General features: G+C 71.3%; 15 protein-coding genes. 4 read left to right on the top strand and 11 right to left on the bottom strand.

The genetic code is table 11. The features are described 5' to 3' along the window. The first annotated feature begins 195 nt into the window (after positions 1–195). Positions 196–2,364: an NACHT domain-containing protein gene (locus AB0H53_RS21145; RefSeq protein WP_362115359.1), complete on the top strand. Its 2,169-nt coding sequence runs from the start codon at positions 196–198 to the stop codon at positions 2,362–2,364. 24 nt (positions 2,365–2,388) lie between these two features. On the opposite strand, the gene rpsD is transcribed toward AB0H53_RS21145, so the two are convergent. Then, positions 2,389–3,003, bottom strand: a complete 615-nt coding sequence (gene rpsD / locus AB0H53_RS21140; RefSeq protein ID WP_362115356.1) for a 30S ribosomal protein S4 — start codon at positions 3,001–3,003, stop codon at positions 2,389–2,391. 194 nt (positions 3,004–3,197) lie between these two features. Here rpsD and AB0H53_RS21135 point away from each other — a divergent pair, with 194 nt between their 5' ends. Next, the gene (locus AB0H53_RS21135) at positions 3,198–3,896 is read left to right on the top strand and encodes a DUF2470 domain-containing protein (protein WP_362115353.1); all 699 of its coding nucleotides are present in this window, start codon (positions 3,198–3,200) and stop codon (positions 3,894–3,896) included. Between the two features lie 23 nt (positions 3,897–3,919). Here AB0H53_RS21135 and AB0H53_RS21130 read toward each other — a convergent pair whose 3' ends face one another. The 4 genes from AB0H53_RS21130 to AB0H53_RS21115 form a co-directional block, all read right to left on the bottom strand. After that, entirely contained in the window at positions 3,920–5,287 is a 1,368-nt protein-coding gene (locus AB0H53_RS21130; protein WP_362115350.1) for a replication-associated recombination protein A, read from the bottom strand. Between the two features lie 44 nt (positions 5,288–5,331). Next, on the bottom strand, positions 5,332–5,952 hold the full coding sequence (locus AB0H53_RS21125; RefSeq protein ID WP_362115347.1) for a vitamin K epoxide reductase family protein: 621 nt from the start codon (positions 5,950–5,952) through the stop codon (positions 5,332–5,334). 162 nt (positions 5,953–6,114) lie between these two features. Then, positions 6,115–7,377 carry a histidine--tRNA ligase gene (gene hisS / locus AB0H53_RS21120; RefSeq protein ID WP_362115344.1) on the bottom strand — a complete coding sequence of 421 codons (1,263 nt, stop codon included), beginning with the start codon at positions 7,375–7,377 and terminating at the stop codon, positions 6,115–6,117. A 10-nt stretch (positions 7,378–7,387) separates the two neighbouring features. Next, a complete protein-coding gene (locus tag AB0H53_RS21115) occupies positions 7,388–8,095 on the bottom strand; it encodes an MBL fold metallo-hydrolase (protein WP_362115341.1) in 708 nt (235 codons plus the stop codon). A gap of 160 nt (positions 8,096–8,255) precedes the next feature. Between AB0H53_RS21115 and AB0H53_RS21110 the strand changes: the two genes are divergently transcribed. Then, positions 8,256–9,038 (top strand): peptidylprolyl isomerase, encoded by a 783-nt coding sequence (locus AB0H53_RS21110; RefSeq protein WP_362115338.1) that lies wholly within the window; start codon positions 8,256–8,258, stop codon positions 9,036–9,038. Positions 9,039–9,201: 163 nt separating this feature from the next. Beyond that, on the top strand, positions 9,202–10,431 hold the full coding sequence (locus AB0H53_RS21105) for a DUF349 domain-containing protein (protein ID WP_362115335.1): 1,230 nt from the start codon (positions 9,202–9,204) through the stop codon (positions 10,429–10,431). 107 nt (positions 10,432–10,538) lie between these two features. Here the strand turns inward: AB0H53_RS21105 and AB0H53_RS21100 are convergent, their stop codons facing one another. The 6 genes from AB0H53_RS21100 to yajC all read right to left on the bottom strand — a co-directional run bounded on the left by AB0H53_RS21100 (position 10,539) and on the right by yajC (position 17,908). Next, positions 10,539–13,025: a bifunctional (p)ppGpp synthetase/guanosine-3',5'-bis(diphosphate) 3'-pyrophosphohydrolase gene (locus AB0H53_RS21100; RefSeq protein WP_362115332.1), complete on the bottom strand. Its 2,487-nt coding sequence runs from the start codon at positions 13,023–13,025 to the stop codon at positions 10,539–10,541. A 222-nt stretch (positions 13,026–13,247) separates the two neighbouring features. Then, positions 13,248–13,661: a hypothetical protein gene (locus AB0H53_RS21095; RefSeq protein WP_362115329.1), complete on the bottom strand. Its 414-nt coding sequence runs from the start codon at positions 13,659–13,661 to the stop codon at positions 13,248–13,250. 216 nt (positions 13,662–13,877) lie between these two features. Then, positions 13,878–14,423 (bottom strand): adenine phosphoribosyltransferase, encoded by a 546-nt coding sequence (locus AB0H53_RS21090; protein WP_362115326.1) that lies wholly within the window; start codon positions 14,421–14,423, stop codon positions 13,878–13,880. Next, a complete protein-coding gene (gene secF, locus AB0H53_RS21085; protein ID WP_362115323.1) occupies positions 14,420–15,505 on the bottom strand; it encodes a protein translocase subunit SecF in 1,086 nt (361 codons plus the stop codon). The genes AB0H53_RS21090 and secF overlap by 4 nt, the downstream gene beginning before the upstream one ends. Position 15,506: 1 nt before the next feature. After that, positions 15,507–17,255, bottom strand: coding sequence for a protein translocase subunit SecD (gene secD, locus AB0H53_RS21080; RefSeq protein ID WP_362115320.1), 1,749 nt, complete (start codon positions 17,253–17,255; stop codon positions 15,507–15,509). 143 nt (positions 17,256–17,398) lie between these two features. Beyond that, the gene (gene yajC / locus AB0H53_RS21075; RefSeq protein WP_362115318.1) at positions 17,399–17,908 is read right to left on the bottom strand and encodes a preprotein translocase subunit YajC; all 510 of its coding nucleotides are present in this window, start codon (positions 17,906–17,908) and stop codon (positions 17,399–17,401) included. Positions 17,909–18,058 lie beyond the last annotated feature (150 nt).

Raw genomic sequence — 18,058 nt, 5'->3', positions numbered from 1 at the left:
CCGCTCTCTGTTCGCCGATCGGGTCGGGCCGATCGTGCCGAACTGGTCGAACTTGTCGGATGGACGCCTAGAAAGTCGTCCTCCGAGCCTATCGCGCCCGCGGTCGCTCCCCGTACCGCATTAGGGACGGGCGGGAACGGGAGTGGTGCACTCCAATTGTACCGAGCGCGCCCGCGTCGGTACCCTCCGTGTTCCATGCGACGGAGCAATCTCCCTGCGGAGTCGACCCGGTTCGTCGGGCGCGAGGACGAACACCGGGACCTGGAACGGATGCTGTCGGAGTTCCGGGTCGTCACGGTGACCGGGGTGGGCGGCGTGGGCAAGTCCCGGTTGGCACGGCACACGGCCGCCACCGTGGAGAAACGCTACTGCCATGGTGTCCGGCTGGCCGAGCTCGCCACACTGCGGGACCCGGGACTGCTGGACCACACCCTTCTCGACGCGCTCGGCCTGACCGACCACACCAGCAGACCACCGCGCGAGGTGCTGGTCGAGCAGCTCGCCGAACGCCGCCTGCTGCTGGTGCTCGACGGCTTCGAGCACCTCGTCGACGCCTGCGGCCCCCTGGTCCGGGAGCTGCTGCGCCGGGCGCCCGGACTGACCGTGCTCGCGGCGGGACGACGGCCGCTGCGGGTCGACGGCGAGGCGGTGCTGACGCTCGCGCCGATGGCCGACGGGGACGCCGTGCGGCTCTTCACCGACCGGGCCGAGGCCGCGGTGCCCGGCTTCCGCGCCGAGGACCCGTCGGCCGTGACCGAGCTGTGTCGGCGTCTCGACGGCATCCCGCTGGCCCTGGAGCTCGCCGCCGGACGGCTGCCCGCGCTCACCGTGCGGCAGGTGCTGCACCGGCTGGACGACCGGTTCCGGCTGCTGACCGGCGGGAAGCGCGGTGAGCTGCCGCGCCACCGGACGCTGCGCACCGCCATCGGCTGGAGCCATGAGCTGTGCACGCCCGAGGAGCGGCTGCTGTGGGCACGGCTGTCGGTCTTCGCCGGGCCGTTCGAGCTGGACGCGGTCGAGTACGTGTGCGCCTGCCCCGCGCTGCCGGCCGACCGGGTGCTGGACGTCCTGGCCGAACTGCTGGCCCAGTCCGTGGTGCGGCGCGAGGACGGCCCGGCGGGCCCGCGTTACCGGATGCTCGACACGGTCGCGGCCTACGGCGCCGAGTGGCTGGAGGCCCTGGGTGAGACCGGGCGGCTGCGGCGGCGGCACCGCGACTGGCACGTCGGCCTGGCCACCGCGTACGAGGCGGACTGGTTCGGCGCCCGACAGGCGGAGGTGGCGGCCTGCGCGGACAGCGCGCTGCCCGACCTGCGGGCGGCTCTCGAACTGTGCCTGGCGGAGCCGGACCAGGCGCACCTGGCGCAGTACCTGGCCGGGACGCTGTGGTTCCACTGGGTCGGGTGCGGGCGGCTGGCGGAGGGGCGGCACTGGCTGGACCGGGCGCTGGCGGTGGAGTCGGGTCACGACACGGCGCGGCTCAAGGCGCTGTGGGTGCTGGCCCATGTGGCCATCCTCCAGGGCGACGCGGTCGCCGCGGTGTCCGCGCTGCACGCCTGCGGCGAGGGCGCGGCCCGTAGCGGCGACGCGCTCGCGGCGGCGTACACCACGCATCGCACCGGGTGCCTCGCGCTGATCTCGGACGACATGCCGCGCGCCGAGGAGCTGCTGGGCCGGGCCCTGTCCTCGTACCGGGAACTGGGCGAGCTCAACAGCAACGTGCTGATGGGGCAGGTGGAACTGGCGATGGCGAAGGTCTTCCTCGGGGACCTGGAGTCGGCGGTGTCCCTGTGCCAGGAGGTCCGGGAGGTCTGCGAGGAGCACGGTGAGCGGTGGACACGGGCGTACGCGCTGTACGTGCTGGCGTACGCGGCCTGGACGCGTGGTGAGCACGGCCGGGCGCGCCGGCTGCTGGGCGAGTGTGTGGTGATCGACCACACCTTCCGCGACCTGGTGGGGCTGGTGCTGGCCGTGGAACTGCTGGCCCTGGTGACGGCGAGCGAGGGTGATCCGGCCGAGGCGGCGGTGTTGCAGGGTGCCGCCGCGTCGATGTGGGAGGCGGTGGGGCTGCCGCTGTTCGGGTCGGGGAACTTCGGCGCGCCCCGCGCCCTGTGCGAGGCGCGGACGGTGGAGCTGCTGGGCCTCGAACGCCACCGGGCGTGTGTGGCGGAGGGCAGGGGGCTGACGCAGGAGGCGACGGTGGAACGGGCGCTGGCCGGGCGGGAGCGCCCGGCGGCGGAGTCGGAGGCGGAGGCGGGGCCGGAGGGGACCCCGGCCCGCCGCCCCGACGGCCGCCGGACGGCCCCGGACACGCGGAAGCCCGCCGGCTCGCCCGCCGGAAAGGGCGGGGAGGCGGCGGGCTGAGACCGCGAGAGGGCTACGTCCGGGTCAGCGGGCGTAGTACTCGACGACCAGCTGCTCGTCGCAGATGACCGGGATCTCCTTGCGGTTCGGGTCGCGGTCGAGGCGGAAGGCCAGGGCCTTCAGGTTGACCTGCAGGTAGCGCGGGGTCTCACCGTCGGCGGCGAAGCCACCCTCGCGGGCGACCTGGAACAGCGGCTTCTCGCGGCTGCGCTCGCGGACCATGACGACGTCGTCGGGGCGGACGCGGAAGGACGGCTTGTCGACCTTCTGGCCGTTGACCTCGATGTGGCCGTGGACGACCATCTGACGGGCCTGGTAGATGGTGCGGGCGATGCCCGAACGCAGGACCAGGGCGTCGAGGCGGCGCTCGAGCTCGACGACCAGCGCCTCACCCGTCTTGCCCTCGGCCTTCTTGGCGCGGTCGTAGGCGCGCGCCATCTGGCGCTCGCTGATGTCGTACTGCGCGCGCAGACGCTGCTTCTCGAGCAGACGGACCTTGTAGTCCGAGTTCTGCTTGCGGCCACGGCCGTGCTCACCCGGCGGGTAGGGGCGAGCCTCGAAGTACTTGACGGCCTTCGGCGTCAGCGCGATACCGAGCGCACGGGACTTCTTGACCTTGGGACGCGACTGGTTAGGCACGTTCTCCAGACCTCCGATATAGGTTAGGTTAGGCTTACCTTAATCAAGGAGATCGCATGTCGAGCCCTGGGAACACCACGCGCATCACAGACAGCAGCACAAAGAGCGACGCTCCTGTCTCGCAGAGCGTCGATGTGACGGAGGTCCGATCAGCTCATGGTCAGCCGCGTCCCAGCGGGCCTGAAATCGCACGGATGCCGTCAGCAGCCGAGCGCACACGAACTCTCGTACAGAGTACATGCTCCGCGGTGCTGGTCGTTCCGGGGGCCGGGGGCGCCCGCCCCGACGGGCTGATGCCCGACGCCCGCGTCGTCGGCGCGGACGGCGCGGTCTTCCTGCTGTTCCCGGCCGGCTCCCCGGCCGTGGGCGCCGTCGGGCGCGCCGATGGCGGGGAACTGCCCGCCGTGCTGGAGGTCACCGACGTGGCCCCGGTGGCCGTGTTCGACCGCACCCGGGCCCGGGCCCGGGTGCGCGGCCGGCTGACGGCCGCGCCCGGCGTCGCCGGCCCCGGCCACATGATGCTGCGCCTCGACGTCGGCGAGGTGTACGTGGCGGACCTGTGGGGCGAGGGCGTGGTCGGCCCCGAGGAGTTCGCCCGCGCCGTGCCCGACCCGTTCCACGGGTACGAGACGGAACTGCTGCAGCACCTGCACTCCGTGCACGCCGAGCAGGTGCGGGGGCTGCGCGGCCTGCTCGGGGACCGGGCGGGGGCGGGCCCCTCGGCGGTACGGGAGGTGGTGCCGCTGGCACTGGACCGGTTCGGGCTGCGGGTGCGGTGCCGGGACGCGGCGGGGCGCTCGTTCGACGCGCGGTTCGACTTCCCCGAGCCGGCGGCGGACATGGGCGGGCTGCGCCGCGCCATGCACACGCTGTTCGAGGCGGCGCGGCCCTGAGGAACGGGCGGCGCCCACGGCGGTCAGCCCTGGTCGGCGCCGCTCTCGCCGCGCAGCCGTTCGCGGACCTTCTCGGCCACGTCGGCGTAGCGCGCTTCCGCGCCGTACCGGGTGGGTTCGTAGTACCGCTTTCCGTGGATCTCGTCCGGGGCGTACTGCTGGGCGGCGATGCCACCGGGGACGTCGTGCGGGTAGACGTATCCCTGGGCGTGGCCCAGCTCGGCCGCGCCCTTGTAGTGCCCGTCGCGCAGGTGCGCCGGGACCGGGCCCGCGAGACCGCCCCGCACATCGGCCCGAGCCGCCATGATCGCCAGGGTCGCGGCGTTGGACTTCGGGGCCAGGGCGAGGGCGATGGTGGCGTGGCTGAGGGTCAGCGCGGCCTCCGGGAACCCGATCATGGCGACGGCCTGGGCGGCCGCCACGGCGAGCGGCAGCGCCGTCGGGTCCGCGAGGCCGATGTCCTCGCTGGCCGAGATCATCAGCCGCCGGGCGATGAACCGCGGGTCCTCCCCCGCCTCGATCATCCGTGCCAGATAGTGCAGCGCCGCGTCCACGTCGGAGCCCCGGATGGACTTGATCAGGGCGCTCGCCACGTCGTAGTGCTGGTCACCGTCCCGGTCGTAGGTGACCGCGGCGCGGTCCACCGTCTCCTCCAGGGTGGCGAGGGTGACCTCATCCTCGCCCTTGGCGATCGCCGCCCCGGCCGCCGCCTCCAGCGCGGTCAGCGCGCGCCGGGCGTCACCGCCCCCGATCCGCAGCAGATGCGCCTCGGCGTCCTCCGGCAGCGAAACCGCGCCGCCCAGGCCCCGCTCCTCGGTCAGGGCCCGCCGCAGCAGGCCCCGCAGGTCGTCGTCGGTGAGCGGCTCCAGGGTGAGCAGGAGCGAGCGGGAGAGCAGCGGCGAGATCACCGAGAAGTACGGGTTCTCGGTGGTCGCCGCGACGAGCGTCACCCAGCGGTTCTCCACGGCGGGCAGCAGCGAGTCCTGCTGGGCCTTGCTGAAACGGTGGATCTCGTCCAGGAAGAGGACGGTCTCCTTGCCGAAGCCGCCCGCCGCGCGGCGGGCGCCGTCGATCACCGCGCGGACCTCCTTGACGCCCGCGGTGATGGCGGAGAGTTCGACGAAACGCTTGTTGGTGGCCTTGGAGACCACGTGGGCCAGGGTGGTCTTGCCGGTGCCGGGAGGACCCCAAAGGATCACGGACGAGGCTCCCGCCGGACCGCCCGCGCCCTCCCCCACCAGCCGGCGCAGCGGCGATCCGGGCTTCAGCAGGTGCCGCTGGCCGGCGACCTCGTCCAGGGTGCGCGGGCGCATCCGTACCGCCAGGGGCGTGCTGGACGGGTCCTTCTCCTGGCGTTCCTCGGCTGCTGCGGTAAAGAGGTCGGGCTCCACACCGTGCAGCCTATGTCAGCGCACTGACAGTGCCCGAGGGCCGGTCAGCTCATCCAGAAGTCCCACCAGCGGGTCAGGACCAGCATGCCGATGATCCCGATGTGCACCACCGGCACGACCCAGGTGAACTCCGCGAAGAACCGCTCGACCGCACCCGGCGCCCGCAGCAGGCCCCTGCGAACGTTGTGCGAGGTCACGTACCAGAACATGACGATGGTGGCGACCCAGGCCAGGCAGCACCAGAGGCACAGCGAGTTGATGTGGTACAGCGACTGGTACATCAGCCAGGTGCAGAAGCCGACGCCGAACAGGGTGCCCGCGTTCAGGCCCAGCCAGTACCAGCGCCGGAAGCGCGCCCCCGACAGCAGCGCCACACCGATGGCGATCACCATGCCGTAGGTGACCAGGCCCAGCATGGGGTTGGGGAAGCCGAAGACCGAGGCCTGCTCGCTCTTCATGATGTTGCCGCAACTGACGATGGGGTTCAGGCTGCAGCCGGGCTTGTAGTTCGGGTTCTCCAGGAGCCGGAACTTGTCGAGCGTGATGATCCAGGCCGCGAGCACTCCGGCCGCGCCGGTGATCACCAGCATCCAGGCGAAGGCCCGGCCGCTGCCGACCGCCGTGCCATGGTCCGAGGACACGTCGTCAACCGTCGCAGTCGTCATATCGGCGATCCATCACTAGGTGCGGGTGGGGTAGTTGAGGGCAGAGGTCATTCTGCCGTACCCGGGTGGCCGTCCGCCGTTCGATGGACATAAGCGTGCGGCGGACACGCGCGGGGGCGGTGTCCGGACCGTCCCGGACACCGCCCCGTTCCCCGCGGCCGGTCAGGCGAGCTTCGCCCGCAGGGCCGGCACCACCGCGTCCAGCGCCACCGGCTCCTGCTCACCGGACTCCATGTCCTTGAGCTGGGCCACGCCCTCGGCGAGGTCGCGCTCCCCCAGCACCAGCGCGTAGCGCGCGCCGCTGCGGTTGGCGGCCTTCATCGACGCCTTGATCCCCTTGCCGCCGTAGGCGAAGCCGGTGGCGACCCCCGCCTGGCGCAGCTCGGTGACCACGGCGAACAGCCGGCGGCGCGCCTCCTCACCGAGCGGCACCGCGAACACGCTCGTCGTGGCGGGCAGGTCGAGCTCCACGCCCTCCGCCTCCAGTGCCAGCACCGTGCGGTCCACCCCGAGGGCCCAGCCGACCGACGGCAGCGCCGGGCCGCCGATCATCTCGGACAGGCCGTCGTAGCGGCCGCCGCCGCCCACCGCCGACTGCGAGCCGAGCCCGTCGTGGACGAACTCGAACGTGGTGCGGGTGTAGTAGTCCAGGCCGCGCACCAGCTTCTCGTCGTCCTCGAAGACCACGCCCGCCGCCGTGAGCAGCCCGCGGACCTCCTCGTGGTACGCCTTGCACGCGTCGCACAGGTAGTCGCGCAGCATGGGCGCGCCCACGAGCTGCTTCTGGACGTCCGCACGCTTGTCGTCGAGGACGCGCAGCGGGTTGATCTCGATACGGCGCCGGGTGTCCTCGTCCAGGTCGAGCCCGCGCAGGAAGCCCTGGAGGACGTCCCGGTAGACCGGACGGCACTCCTTGTCGCCCAGCGAGTTGAGCAGGATGCGGAATTCGCGCAGGCCGAGCGAGCGGTACGCCTGGTCGGCCAGGATGATCAGCTCGGCGTCGAGCGCCGGGTCCTCGGCGCCGATCGCCTCGGCTCCGACCTGCGAGAAGTGCCTGTAGCGGCCCTTCTGCGGGCGCTCGTAGCGGTAGTAGGAGCCCGAGTACCAGAGCTTGACGGGCAGGTTGCCCGCCTTGTGGAGGTTGCCCTCCAGCGCGGCGCGCAGCACCGACGCCGTGCCCTCGGGGCGCAGGGCGAGCCTGTCGCCGCCCTTGGTCTCGAAGGCGTACATCTCCTTGGTGACGATGTCGGTGGACTCGCCGACACCGCGCGCGAACAGTTCGACGTTCTCGAAGCCCGGGGTCTCGACGTACCCGTAGCCGGAGCTCCTCAGCGGCGCGGCGATGGCCTCGCGCACCGCCAGGTACTTCGCGGAGTCCGGGGGCAGCAGGTCGTAGGTGCCCTTGGGGGCCTGGAAGGTACTCACGGAATTCTCGTCACATTCCTCGTCGAGGAGCGGGGGCCGCTCCCTGGCCGGCGGCCACTTCCCGCAGGTACGGGTTGGTGGCGCGCTCGCGGCCGATGGTCGTCTGGGGGCCGTGGCCGGACAGCACCACGGTCGAGTCGTCGAGCGGCAGGCACACGCGGGCCAGCGACGCGAGCATCTCGTCCATGTCACCGCCCGGCAGGTCGGTGCGTCCGATGGAGCCGGCGAACAGCAGATCGCCCGAGAACAGGACGGGCGGGACGTCCGCCGCCTCGGGCATCCGGAAGGTCACCGACCCCTTGGTATGGCCGGGCGCGTGCGCGACCGAGAACTCCAGACCCGCCAGGCTCAGCCGGGCGCCGTCGGTGAGCTCCTTGACGTCGTCCGGCTCCCCCACCGTCAGCTCGCCCATGAGGGGCATGCCGATCGACCGGCCGAGGGCCTTCCCGGGGTCGCTCATCATGTACCGGTCGGCCGGGTGGATCCACGCGGGTACGTCATGGGCGCCGCACACCGGGACGACGGAGGCGACATGGTCGATGTGCCCGTGGGTGAGCACCACGGCGACGGGCTTCAGCCGATGCTTCCTGAGCGTCTCCTCGACTCCCTGGGCGGCCTGGTGGCCCGGGTCGATGATCACGCACTCCTCGCCTGCGGCGGGGGCGACCAGATAGCAGTTGGTCCCCCAGGCCCCGGCGGGGAACCCGGCAATGAGCACGATCGTCCTTAAAGAGTCGTCCGGCAGTGGCGGCAGTCGTCCGGCGGAGGAATGCGGCAGCTCAGAGCCTACCGGCGCTGCTCGTCCCACAGCCAACCCGTATACGGTACGGGCACACCCGGCCCAGGCAGGATTCCCAGACCGACAAGGAGAAGACCCGGTGGTCAGCAGCGATCAGCGGCGGCGGCAGCTCGCCAGGGAGAAGTTCGAGCGGCAGCAGCGGCGCCGTGAGGAGCTCCGCAACAAGGCCAGGCGGCGCAATGCGATCATCGCCGCCGCACTCGCCGTGGCGCTGGCCGCCGGCGCCGCGGCGTACGCCTCCGTCGGCCTGTCGGGCGACAGCGGCACGGACCGGACCGACTCGGCCTCCGCCACCGGCAGCCCGGCCCCCTCCGGCTCCTCCGCGGAGCCGGCGATGGCCATCGACCGCAAGGCCGCCTACACCATGAGGCTGGCGACCAACCACGGTGATGTCACCGTCAGCATGCGGGCGGCCAGGACTCCGCACACGGTCAACTCGTTCAAGCACCTCGCCGACAAGAAGTTCTTCGACGGGACCACGTGCCACCGTCTCACCACCGAGGGCATCTTCGTGCTCCAGTGCGGCGACCCCGAGGGGACCGGCAGGGGCGGCCCCGGCTACACCATTCCCGACGAGAACCTGACCGCGCTGGGCAAGGCGGGCGCGGACGGCACGGTGACCTACCCGGCCGGCACGGTGGCGATGGCCAAGACCAGTCAGCCCAACTCGGGCGGCAGCCAGTTCTTCCTGGTCTACAAGGACACCAAGCTGCCCCCGCAGTACACCTCCTTCGGCACCATCGACCCGGCCGGCCTGAAGGTCGTGCAGGAGATCGCCAGGGGCGGTGTGCGGGGCGGTGCCGGGGACGGGGCGCCCAAGAAGACGGTCACCATCGAGAAGGCCACGGTCAGCAAGGTGTGAGGCGCGGCGCGGGCCACCGAATTCGGTCGCGCTGAGTGCGGACAGCCGGGCGGCCGGTCGCCTAGATTGGCGTTGTGCAGGGCGGGCGCAGCCCGCCCCAGGAAACTGTGGACGATGCCCGGGGGCTCGGAGCCCCTCAGCGGCATCATGTGGAGGAGGCGCTGTGAGCAGCGACCCGTGGGGCCGCGTCGACGAGACGGGCACCGTGTACGTGCGTACAGCCGACGGCGAGAAGGTCGTCGGATCGTGGCAGGCCGGATCCCCCGAGGAGGCACTGGCCTACTTCGAGCGCAAGTACGAGGGCTTGGTGGTCGAGATCGGCCTCCTCGAGAAGCGCGTGAAGACCACCGACCTGTCGGCCAAGGACGCGATGGCCGCCATCGACCACATCCGTCACCAGGTCGACGAGCACCACGCGGTGGGCGACCTCGACGCGCTCTCCAAGCGGCTGGACAAGCTGGTCGAGACGGTCGAGTCGCGGCGCGAGGAGCGCAAGGCGCAGAAGGCCAAGCAGGCCGACGAGGCCAGGCACGCCAAGGAGGCGCTGGTCACCGAGGCCGAGGAGCTGGCCCGGAGCGAGCAGTGGCGGGCCGCCGGTGAGCGGCTCCGGGCGCTGGTGGACATCTGGAAGGGCCTGCCGCGGCTCGACCGGAAGTCCGACGACGAGCTGTGGCACCGCTTCTCGCACGCGCGGTCGGCGTTCTCCAAGCGCCGCAAGGCGCACTTCGCGTCGCTGGACGCGCAGCGGGAGGACGCCCGGAAGGCCAAGGAGAGGCTGGTCGCCGAGGCCGAGGCGCTCTCCCGGTCCACCGACTGGGGCGCGACGGCCGCCCGGTACCGCGACCTGATGACCGAGTGGAAGGCGGCGGGCCGCGCCCAGCGTGAGCACGAGGACGACCTGTGGAACCGTTTCCGCGGTGCCCAGGACGTCTTCTTCGCGGCGCGCAGCCAGGTCTTCGCGGAGCGGGACGCCGAGCAGACCGAGAACCTCAAGCTGAAGGAGGAGCTCGCGGACGAGGCGGAGAAGCTGGTGCCGGTGACGGACCTGAAGGCGGCCCGGGCCGCCTTCCGTGCCCTCAACGAGCGCTGGGAGGCCATCGGCCACGTACCGCGCGACGCCCGCCCGAAGGTCGAGGGCCGTATGCACACGGTGGAGCGAGCGCTCCAGGAGGCCGAGGAGGCCGAGTGGCGCCGGACGAACCCGGAGGCACGCGCGCGTGCGGCCGGCCTGACGGGTCAGCTCCAGGACGCGGTCGACAAGCTGGAGAAGCAGATCGAGGCGGCCCGCGCGGCGGGCAACGACGCCAAGGCCGACAAGCTCTCCCGTGAGCTGGAGGGCCGCCAGGCGCTGCTGGACCAGGCCCTGAAGGGTCTGCAGGAGTTCGGCGGCTAGACGGGGCCCGGCCGCGCGGCCGGGCCGGGCGCCTCGGGCGCACGCGAAGGGGGCTCCCGTACACACCAGGTACGGGAGCCCCCTTCGCGGTGTCCCCGCGCCGGTGGTTACGAGGGCCTGCGGGCCGAGGTCACGCGGTACACGTCGTACACGCCCTCGACGCCCCTGACCGCCTTCAGTACGTGCCCCAGGTGCTTGGGGTCGCCCATCTCGAAGGTGAAGCGCGAGGTGGCGACCCGGTCGCGGGAGGTCTGGACGGCCGCCGACAGGATGTTGACGTGCTGGTCGGACAGGACGCGGGTGACGTCGGACAGGAGCCGCGAGCGGTCCAGCGCCTCGACCTGGATGGCGACCAGGAAGACCGAGGACTGGGTGGGCGCCCACTCCACGTCGAGGATCCGCTCGGGCTGCTGGGAGAGCGAGTCGACGTTGACGCAGTCGGCGCGGTGAACCGATACGCCACTGCCGCGGGTGACGAAGCCGATGATCGGGTCGCCGGGCACCGGCGTGCAGCAGCGGGCGAGCTTGACCCAGACGTCCTCGACGCCCTTGACGACCACGCCCGGGTCGGCCTTGGCACGGCGCTTGGCGCGGCTGCGCGAGGGCGGCGCCGACTCGGCGATGTCCTCGTTGGCGGCCTCCTCGCCGCCGAGTGCCTGCACCAGCTTCTGCACGACGCCCTGGGCGGCGACATGGCCCTCGCCGATCGCGGCGTACAGGGACGAGATGTCGGGGTAGCGCATCTCGTGCGCCAGCGTCACCAGGGAGTCACCGGTGAGGATGCGCTGGATCGGCATGTTCTGCTTGCGCATGGCCCGCGCGATGGCGTCCTTGCCCTGCTCGATCGCCTCGTCGCGGCGCTCCTTGGAGAACCAGGCGCGGATCTTGTTGCGGGCGCGGGGCGACTTGACGAAACCGAGCCAGTCGCGGGAGGGACCGGCGCCGGCCGCCTTGGAGGTGAAGACCTCCACGAGGTCGCCGTTGTCGAGGGTCGATTCGAGCGGTACGAGCCGGCCGTTGACCCGTGCTCCTATGGTGCGGTGGCCGACCTCGGTGTGGACGGCGTAGGCGAAGTCGACCGGTGTCGCGCCGGCGGGCAGCGCTATGACATCGCCCTTGGGGGTGAAGACGAAGACCTCGTTGCGGGACAGGTCGAAGCGCAGCGACTCCAGGAACTCGCTGGGGTCCTCGGTCTCCTTCTGCCAGTCCAGCAGCTGGCGCAGCCACGCCATGTCGTTGATGTGGTCGTCCTTGCCGGCCTTCTTGGGCACGTCGGTGCGCACCTTGGAGGCGCCGGCGACGGCCTCCTGCTTGTACTTCCAGTGCGCGGCGATGCCGTACTCGGCGCGGCGGTGCATGTCGAAGGTGCGGATCTGCAGCTCGACGGGCTTGCCGTTGGGGCCGATGACCGTCGTGTGCAGCGACTGGTACATGTTGAACTTCGGCATCGCGATGTAGTCCTTGAACCGGCCGGGGACCGGGTTCCACCGCGCGTGGACGGTGCCGAGCGCGGCGTAGCAGTCGCGGACCGTGTCGACCAGGACGCGGATGCCGACCAGGTCGTAGATCTCCGCGAAGTCCCGGCCGCGGACGATCATCTTCTGGTAGACGCTGTAGTAGTGCTTGGGCCGGCCGGTGACGGTGGCCTTGATGCGGGCCGCCCGCAGGTCGGCCTGGACCTCGTCGGTCACTATGGCCAGGTACTCGTCCCGCTTGGGGGCGCGCTCGGCGACGAGGCGGACGATCTCGTCGTACATCTTGGGGTAGAGGATCGCGAAGGCGAGGTCCTCCAGCTCCCACTTGATGGTGTTCATGCCCAGGCGGTGGGCGAGCGGCGCGTAGATCTCCAGCGTCTCGCGGGCCTTCTTCTCCTGCTTCTCCCGCTTGAGGTAGCGCATGGTGCGCATGTTGTGCAGGCGGTCGGCGAGCTTGATGACCAGGACGCGCGGGTCCTTGGCCATGGCGACGACCATCTTGCGGACCGTCTCGGCCTGGGCCGCCTCACCGAACTTGACCTTGTCGAGCTTGGTGACGCCGTCGACCAGGAGGGCGACCTGGTCGCCGAAGTCCTTGCGCAGCGTGTCCAGGCCGTACTCGGTGTCCTCGACGGTGTCGTGCAGCAGCCCGGCCATGAGCGTGGCGGGGTCCATGCCGAGCTCGGCGAGGATGGTGGTGACCGCCAGCGGGTGGGTGATGTACGGGTCGCCGCTCTTGCGCTTCTGGCCCCGGTGCCAACGCTCGGCGACCTGGTAGGCCCGCTCGATCTGGCGCAGCGTCGACGTCTCGATCTTCGGATCGTTGCCGCGGACTATGCGCAGCAGCGGTTCGAGGACGGGGTTGTACGGGGAGGAGCGCTGGACGCCGAGGCGGGCGAGGCGGGCCCGCACCCGGTTGGAAGAGCCGCCGGAGCGGGCCGCGGCGGGCGGCGTGGGCTTGGGGGCCGAGACGGGCGCCGGGCCCTGGGCACGCTGCGGGGCGGTGGACCCGGGTGTGCTCTGCGCGGGTTCGGACGGGGGCGTGGCTGGGGGCGCCGCGGCCTTGTCGGCCTGCTGCTCGGGCTTCGCGGCGGAGAGTGGCTGGGCCTCGTCTGGCAAGAGCGCTCCTCGTGCGGGTCCGGGTCCCCCGGTCAGGCCCGGAATCCCATGGTATCGACCTCGGGCGCACCAGCGCTCACACGGCGGCCGCTCGGCGGCCCGGGGAGGCGGCCCGGGGTCCGGGGACGGCCGAGGGGCCCGGATGCGCTCCGGGCCCCTCGGGTCATGGCAACCGCCACCCGGCACTGCCGGGCCGGCTCACGCCGTGGCCGGTGCCGTGGCTCAGGCCCAGCGCAGGAGCGCGGCGCCCTTGATCATCATTTCCTTCTCGGCGACGACGTTGCCCCACGGCACCTTGATGGAGCCGGCCTTGCCGCAACCGGCGTTGTACCAGGTCTTCTTGCCCTTGTTGAAGCCCTTGACCTTGATACAGACGCTGCCGCCCTTGAAGACCTTCCAGGAGTAGCCCATCTTCATGCCCGGCTTGCCGAAGTGGCCGCAGCCGTCCTTGGCGGTGGTCCACTTCAGCGGCAGCCCACCGGCGTTCTTCCAGCCGGTGCAGGTGCCCGCGGCGGCCCGGGCCGCCGGGGCGGCCTCCGTCTGCGGGGCGGCGCTCGCCGGAGCGGCGCCCACCGTGACGGCCGCGAACGAGAGAAGCGAGACAGCCCCCGTGGCGATCCTGCGTGTCTTCGTCATCGATCCTCCTCATGGAAAGATGCCTGGTCAGTGGCATCGTGAAGATCCAATCAGAGGACCGCCGCGACGGGAAATCGATTTGAGGATCTTTTGAGCTCCCCGAGCCGCGGCCACGGCCGGGCGGCGGTGCGGTCGGCACGGTACGGCCGGCGCGGAACGCACGAAGGCGCCCGGGGGTGTCCCCCGGGCGCCCTCGCGGGTGCGTCCGCGGTGCGGTCAGATCCGGATCAGCGCGTCCAGCGGGGCCCCGCGCAAGGCGGGCTCCAGCCGGGCGCGGCCGTTCAGGAAGCCGAGCTCCATGAGCACCGCGACGCCCGCCACCTCGGCACCGGCCCGCCGGATCAGCTCCAGCGAGGCCTCGGCGGTACCGCCGGTGGCGAGCACGTCGTCGATCACCATGACGCGGTCGCCGGGGAGCAGGTCCTCGGCGTGCACCTCGATCTCGGCGGTGCCGTACTCCAGCTCGTACGCCTGCGACAGGGTCGCGCCGGGCAGCTTGCCCGCCTTGCGCACCGGGACGAAGCCCAGCTTCGCCGTGACGGCCACCGGCGCGGCCAGGATGAAGCCGCGGGCCTCCAGACCGACGATCTTCGTCGCGCCGTGCCGGACGCACAGCTCGGCGAGGGCGCCGGTGAGGGCGGCGAAGGCCTCCGGGTCGGCGAGCAGCGGGGTGATGTCCTTGAACGTCACACCCGGGATCGGGTAGTCGGCGACGTCCCGGATCCGGCTGAGCAGGAGTTCGCGCGTGCTGACCGTCGTCATCGGCGCTTCCCCGGGGCACGGATGCCGCGCTGGCCGACGACCGCGGTGGCGGACGCGGCGCCCTGGGGCAGGCCCGCGGACGCGTCCTCGCCCGGCTCGCCGGAGCCGTCGCCGCCCTGGGCGGCGCGCTTGGCCAGGACGCGCTTCTTCAGCGCCTTCATCTGCGGGTCGCGTTCCTTGAGGTCGGCGACGAGCGGCGTGGCGATGAAGATCGAGGAGTACGCGCCGGCGGCGAGACCCACGAACAGCGACAGCGAGATGTCGTTCAGCATGCCGGCGCCCAGGAAGCCGCCGCCGATGAAGAGCAGGCCGGCGACCGGCAGCAGCGCCACGACGGTGGTGTTGATGGACCGCACCAGGGTGCCGTTGAGGCTGCGGTTGGCGATCTCGCTGTAGGTCCAGCGGGTCTGCTTGGTGATGTCCTTCGACCCCTCCTTCAGGCCGTCGAAGACGACGACCGTGTCGTAGAGGGAGTAACCGAGAATGGTCAGCAGACCGATCACCGTGCCCGGGGTGACCTCGAAACCGACCAGGGCGTACACCCCGACCGTGATGGTGAGGTCATGGATGAGGGCGATGAGCGCGGCCACCGCCATCCGCCACTCGAAGGCGATCGCGAGGTAGAGCACCACCAGGATCATGAAGATCGCCAGGCCCATCCAGGCCTTGTTGGCGATCTGCTCACCCCAGCTCGGGCCGACGAGATCGGCGTTGATCTCGTCCTGCGGGATGTTCAGGTCCTTGGCCAGCTGCTCCTCGACCTTGCTGGCCTGCTTGGTGTCCAGGCTGCTGACCTGGATGCGCAGGCCGCCGTTGCCGAGCTGCTGGACGATCGCGTCGTGGCCGGAGGCCTCCTCCGCGTGCTCCTTGGCCTGGGCGGCCGAGACGGTCGCCCGGTCGGTGGTGAAGACGGCGCCGCCCTTGAACTCGATGCCCATGTTCAGACCACGCACCGCCAGGCCGACGATGGCCGTGATGGTGATCAGGATCGAGATGCCGTACCAGATCTTCCGCTTGGCCACGAAGTCGTAGCCGACCTCGCCGCGGTAGAGCCGGGCGCCGAGGTTGCCGAGCTTCGACATCTCACGCCTCCTTCGGGTCGGTGGGGGCGGCGGTGACACGGCGGGGGCGCCGCAGCGGCGGCTGGGCGCCGAGCCGCTTCGGGTCCAGACCGGACCAGGAGCTGCCGCTCGCGAAGAACTTCGTCCGGGCCATCAGCGTCATCAGCGGCTTGGTGAAGAGGAACACCACGACCACGTCGAGCAGCGTGGTCAGGCCGAGTGTGAACGCGAAGCCCTGCACCTTGCCGACGGTGACCAGGAAGAGCACCGCGGCGGCGAGGAACGACACGAAGTCGGAGACCAGGATGGTGCGGCGGGCACGCGGCCAGGCGCGCTCGACGGCGGGGCGCAGGGTACGGCCCTCACGGATCTCGTCCCGGACGCGCTCGAAGTACACGATGAACGAGTCCGCGGTGATACCGATCGCGACGATGGCACCGCAGACGGCGGGCAGGTTGAGCGCGAAGCCGATGGCCGGGCCGAGGAGCGACATGATCGTGTACGTCAGGATCGCCGAGGCGATCAGGCTGAGGATGGCGATCAAGGACAGCCCGCGGTAGTAGACCAGCAGGTAGATGACGACCAGGGCGAGCCCGATCGCACCGGCGATCAGGCCGGCCTTGAGCTGCTCACCGCCGAGGGCGGCGGTGACGGTGGTGACGCTGTCCTCCTGGAAGGTCAGCGGGAGCGCGCCGTAGGACAGGATGTTGCCCAGGTCCTGCGCGGACTCCTGGGTGAAGCTGCCGGAGATCTCCGCGCTCGCGCTGAGGGTCGTCTGCACCGAGGGCGCCGAGACGACCTCTCCGTCGAGGACGATGGCGAACTGGTTCTGCGGCGACTGCTGCTGCGAGAGCCGGCTGGTGATCTTGGAGAACTTCTTGGCGCCGCCCTCGGTGAAGTCCATCTGGACGATCCACTGGCCGTTGCGCTGGTCGATCGCGGCCCTCGCCTTGTCGACGTCCTTGCCGTCGACCTCGGCCGGTCCGAGGATGTACTTCTCCCACTGACCGATGGTGTTCTTGCCACAGGCGACGGTCGGCTCGGTGGGCTTGGCGGACTTGCCCGCGGTGCCGCGTTGCTTGACGTCGTTGCAGTTGAGCGCGGCGAACTGCTGCTCGAGCTTGGCCGTGCCGGGCGGAGCGCTGGGCACCGGCGGCGTGCCGGGGCTCTGGGTCGCCTTCGGCGTGGGCGCCTTCTTCAGCGCCTCGGGAACCGCGCGGCCCTGGGTGGTGGCGCTCGCGGCGGGCGACGCGGAAGAAGCGCCCTTGTCCTTGGCGGACGCGGAGGCCGACGCGCTCGGCGAGGCGCCGGCGGACGGCGTCGATCCGGCGGACGGCGTGGGCGCCGGAGCCGTCGGCTCACTGCCGGCGACGGTCAGGACCGGCCGGAAGTACAGCTGGGCGGTGGTGCCGACCTGCTCACGGGCCTGCTGCTCGTTCGTCCCCTTGGGGATGTTGACGATGATGTGCTCGCGGCCCTGCGTCTGTACCTCGGCCTCGGAGACGCCCAGACCGTTGACGCGGCGGTCGATGATGCCGACCGCGGTGTTCATGTTGGTCTCGTTGACGGCGTTCTCCTGGCCGGGCTCGCTCTTGGCCTTGAGTGTGATCGTCGTTCCGCCCGCCAGGTCGATGCCCAGGCGGGGCGTGACATGGCCGGACCAGAACATCCCGCCCGTGAGCGCGACCATCGCGATCAGGATCAGAGCCAGGGCACGCCCCGGCCTGCCCTGTCCCCCGGACGGCCCTCTGCCCTTTTTCGGTGCTGCCACCTTGTCGATTCTCCCTGTCCAACCGCCCCGCGCCAGGTGTGCGGCGGGGCGGCCACGAAGTGTGTGGGGACCTGCCCCCGCAGATGTGGACGCGGTCCGGCGATCGCGTGACGCCCGGTGGCGTCCGCGATCCCCGGAGGTGACTACTTCGCGTCGTCCTCGCCGTCGGTCCTGCCCTCGGCCTTGGTGTTCTTGGCACCGGCGTCGTCGGCCCCGGCCTTCTTGGTGAGGTCGGGCCTGCCGTCCGCGGCGGTGTCCGGCACCTCGGCGGCGCCGTCGATGCCGGTGGCGCCCTCGGCGCCGGCCGGCTCGGTCAGCGAGGAGGCGTCGTCCGGAACGGCCACCGCGTCGTCCTTGCGGCCGCTCTCGCCGTCACCGTGGACGATGCGGTTGTACTCCTCGTCGTCCAGCACGGCGCCGATGGCGTTCTTCGCGTACACCGCGTGGACGCCCGGAGCGACCTCCAGGAGAACCGTGTCCTCCTGGACCTCCTTGACGGTGGCGTACATCCCCCCGATCGTCCGCACACCGGAGCCGGGCTGCATCTGGTCGCGCATGGCGAGCGCCTGCTGCTGCTTCTTCTTGGCAGAGCGTGTCATCAGGAACATGGCCCCGATGAGGACGACGAACGGGAGGAGAGTCATGATGCTCACGGGACGACAAATCCTTCACACGGTCGCGGTGAACCGCGGCCTGATCTTCGGGGGTGGGCACGCCGACCAGAAGGGTCGGCATCGGCGGAGTCTAGGCGAGTCCGCATCATTGGAACAACGCCCAGCATGGCACCGCGGTTCCTGCCCCCG

It is taken from the genome of Streptomyces sp. NPDC050856 (assembly GCF_040653855.1).
GTDB lineage: Bacteria > Actinomycetota > Actinomycetes > Streptomycetales > Streptomycetaceae > Streptomyces.
This window is presented reverse-complemented; position numbering and strand designations above follow the sequence as displayed.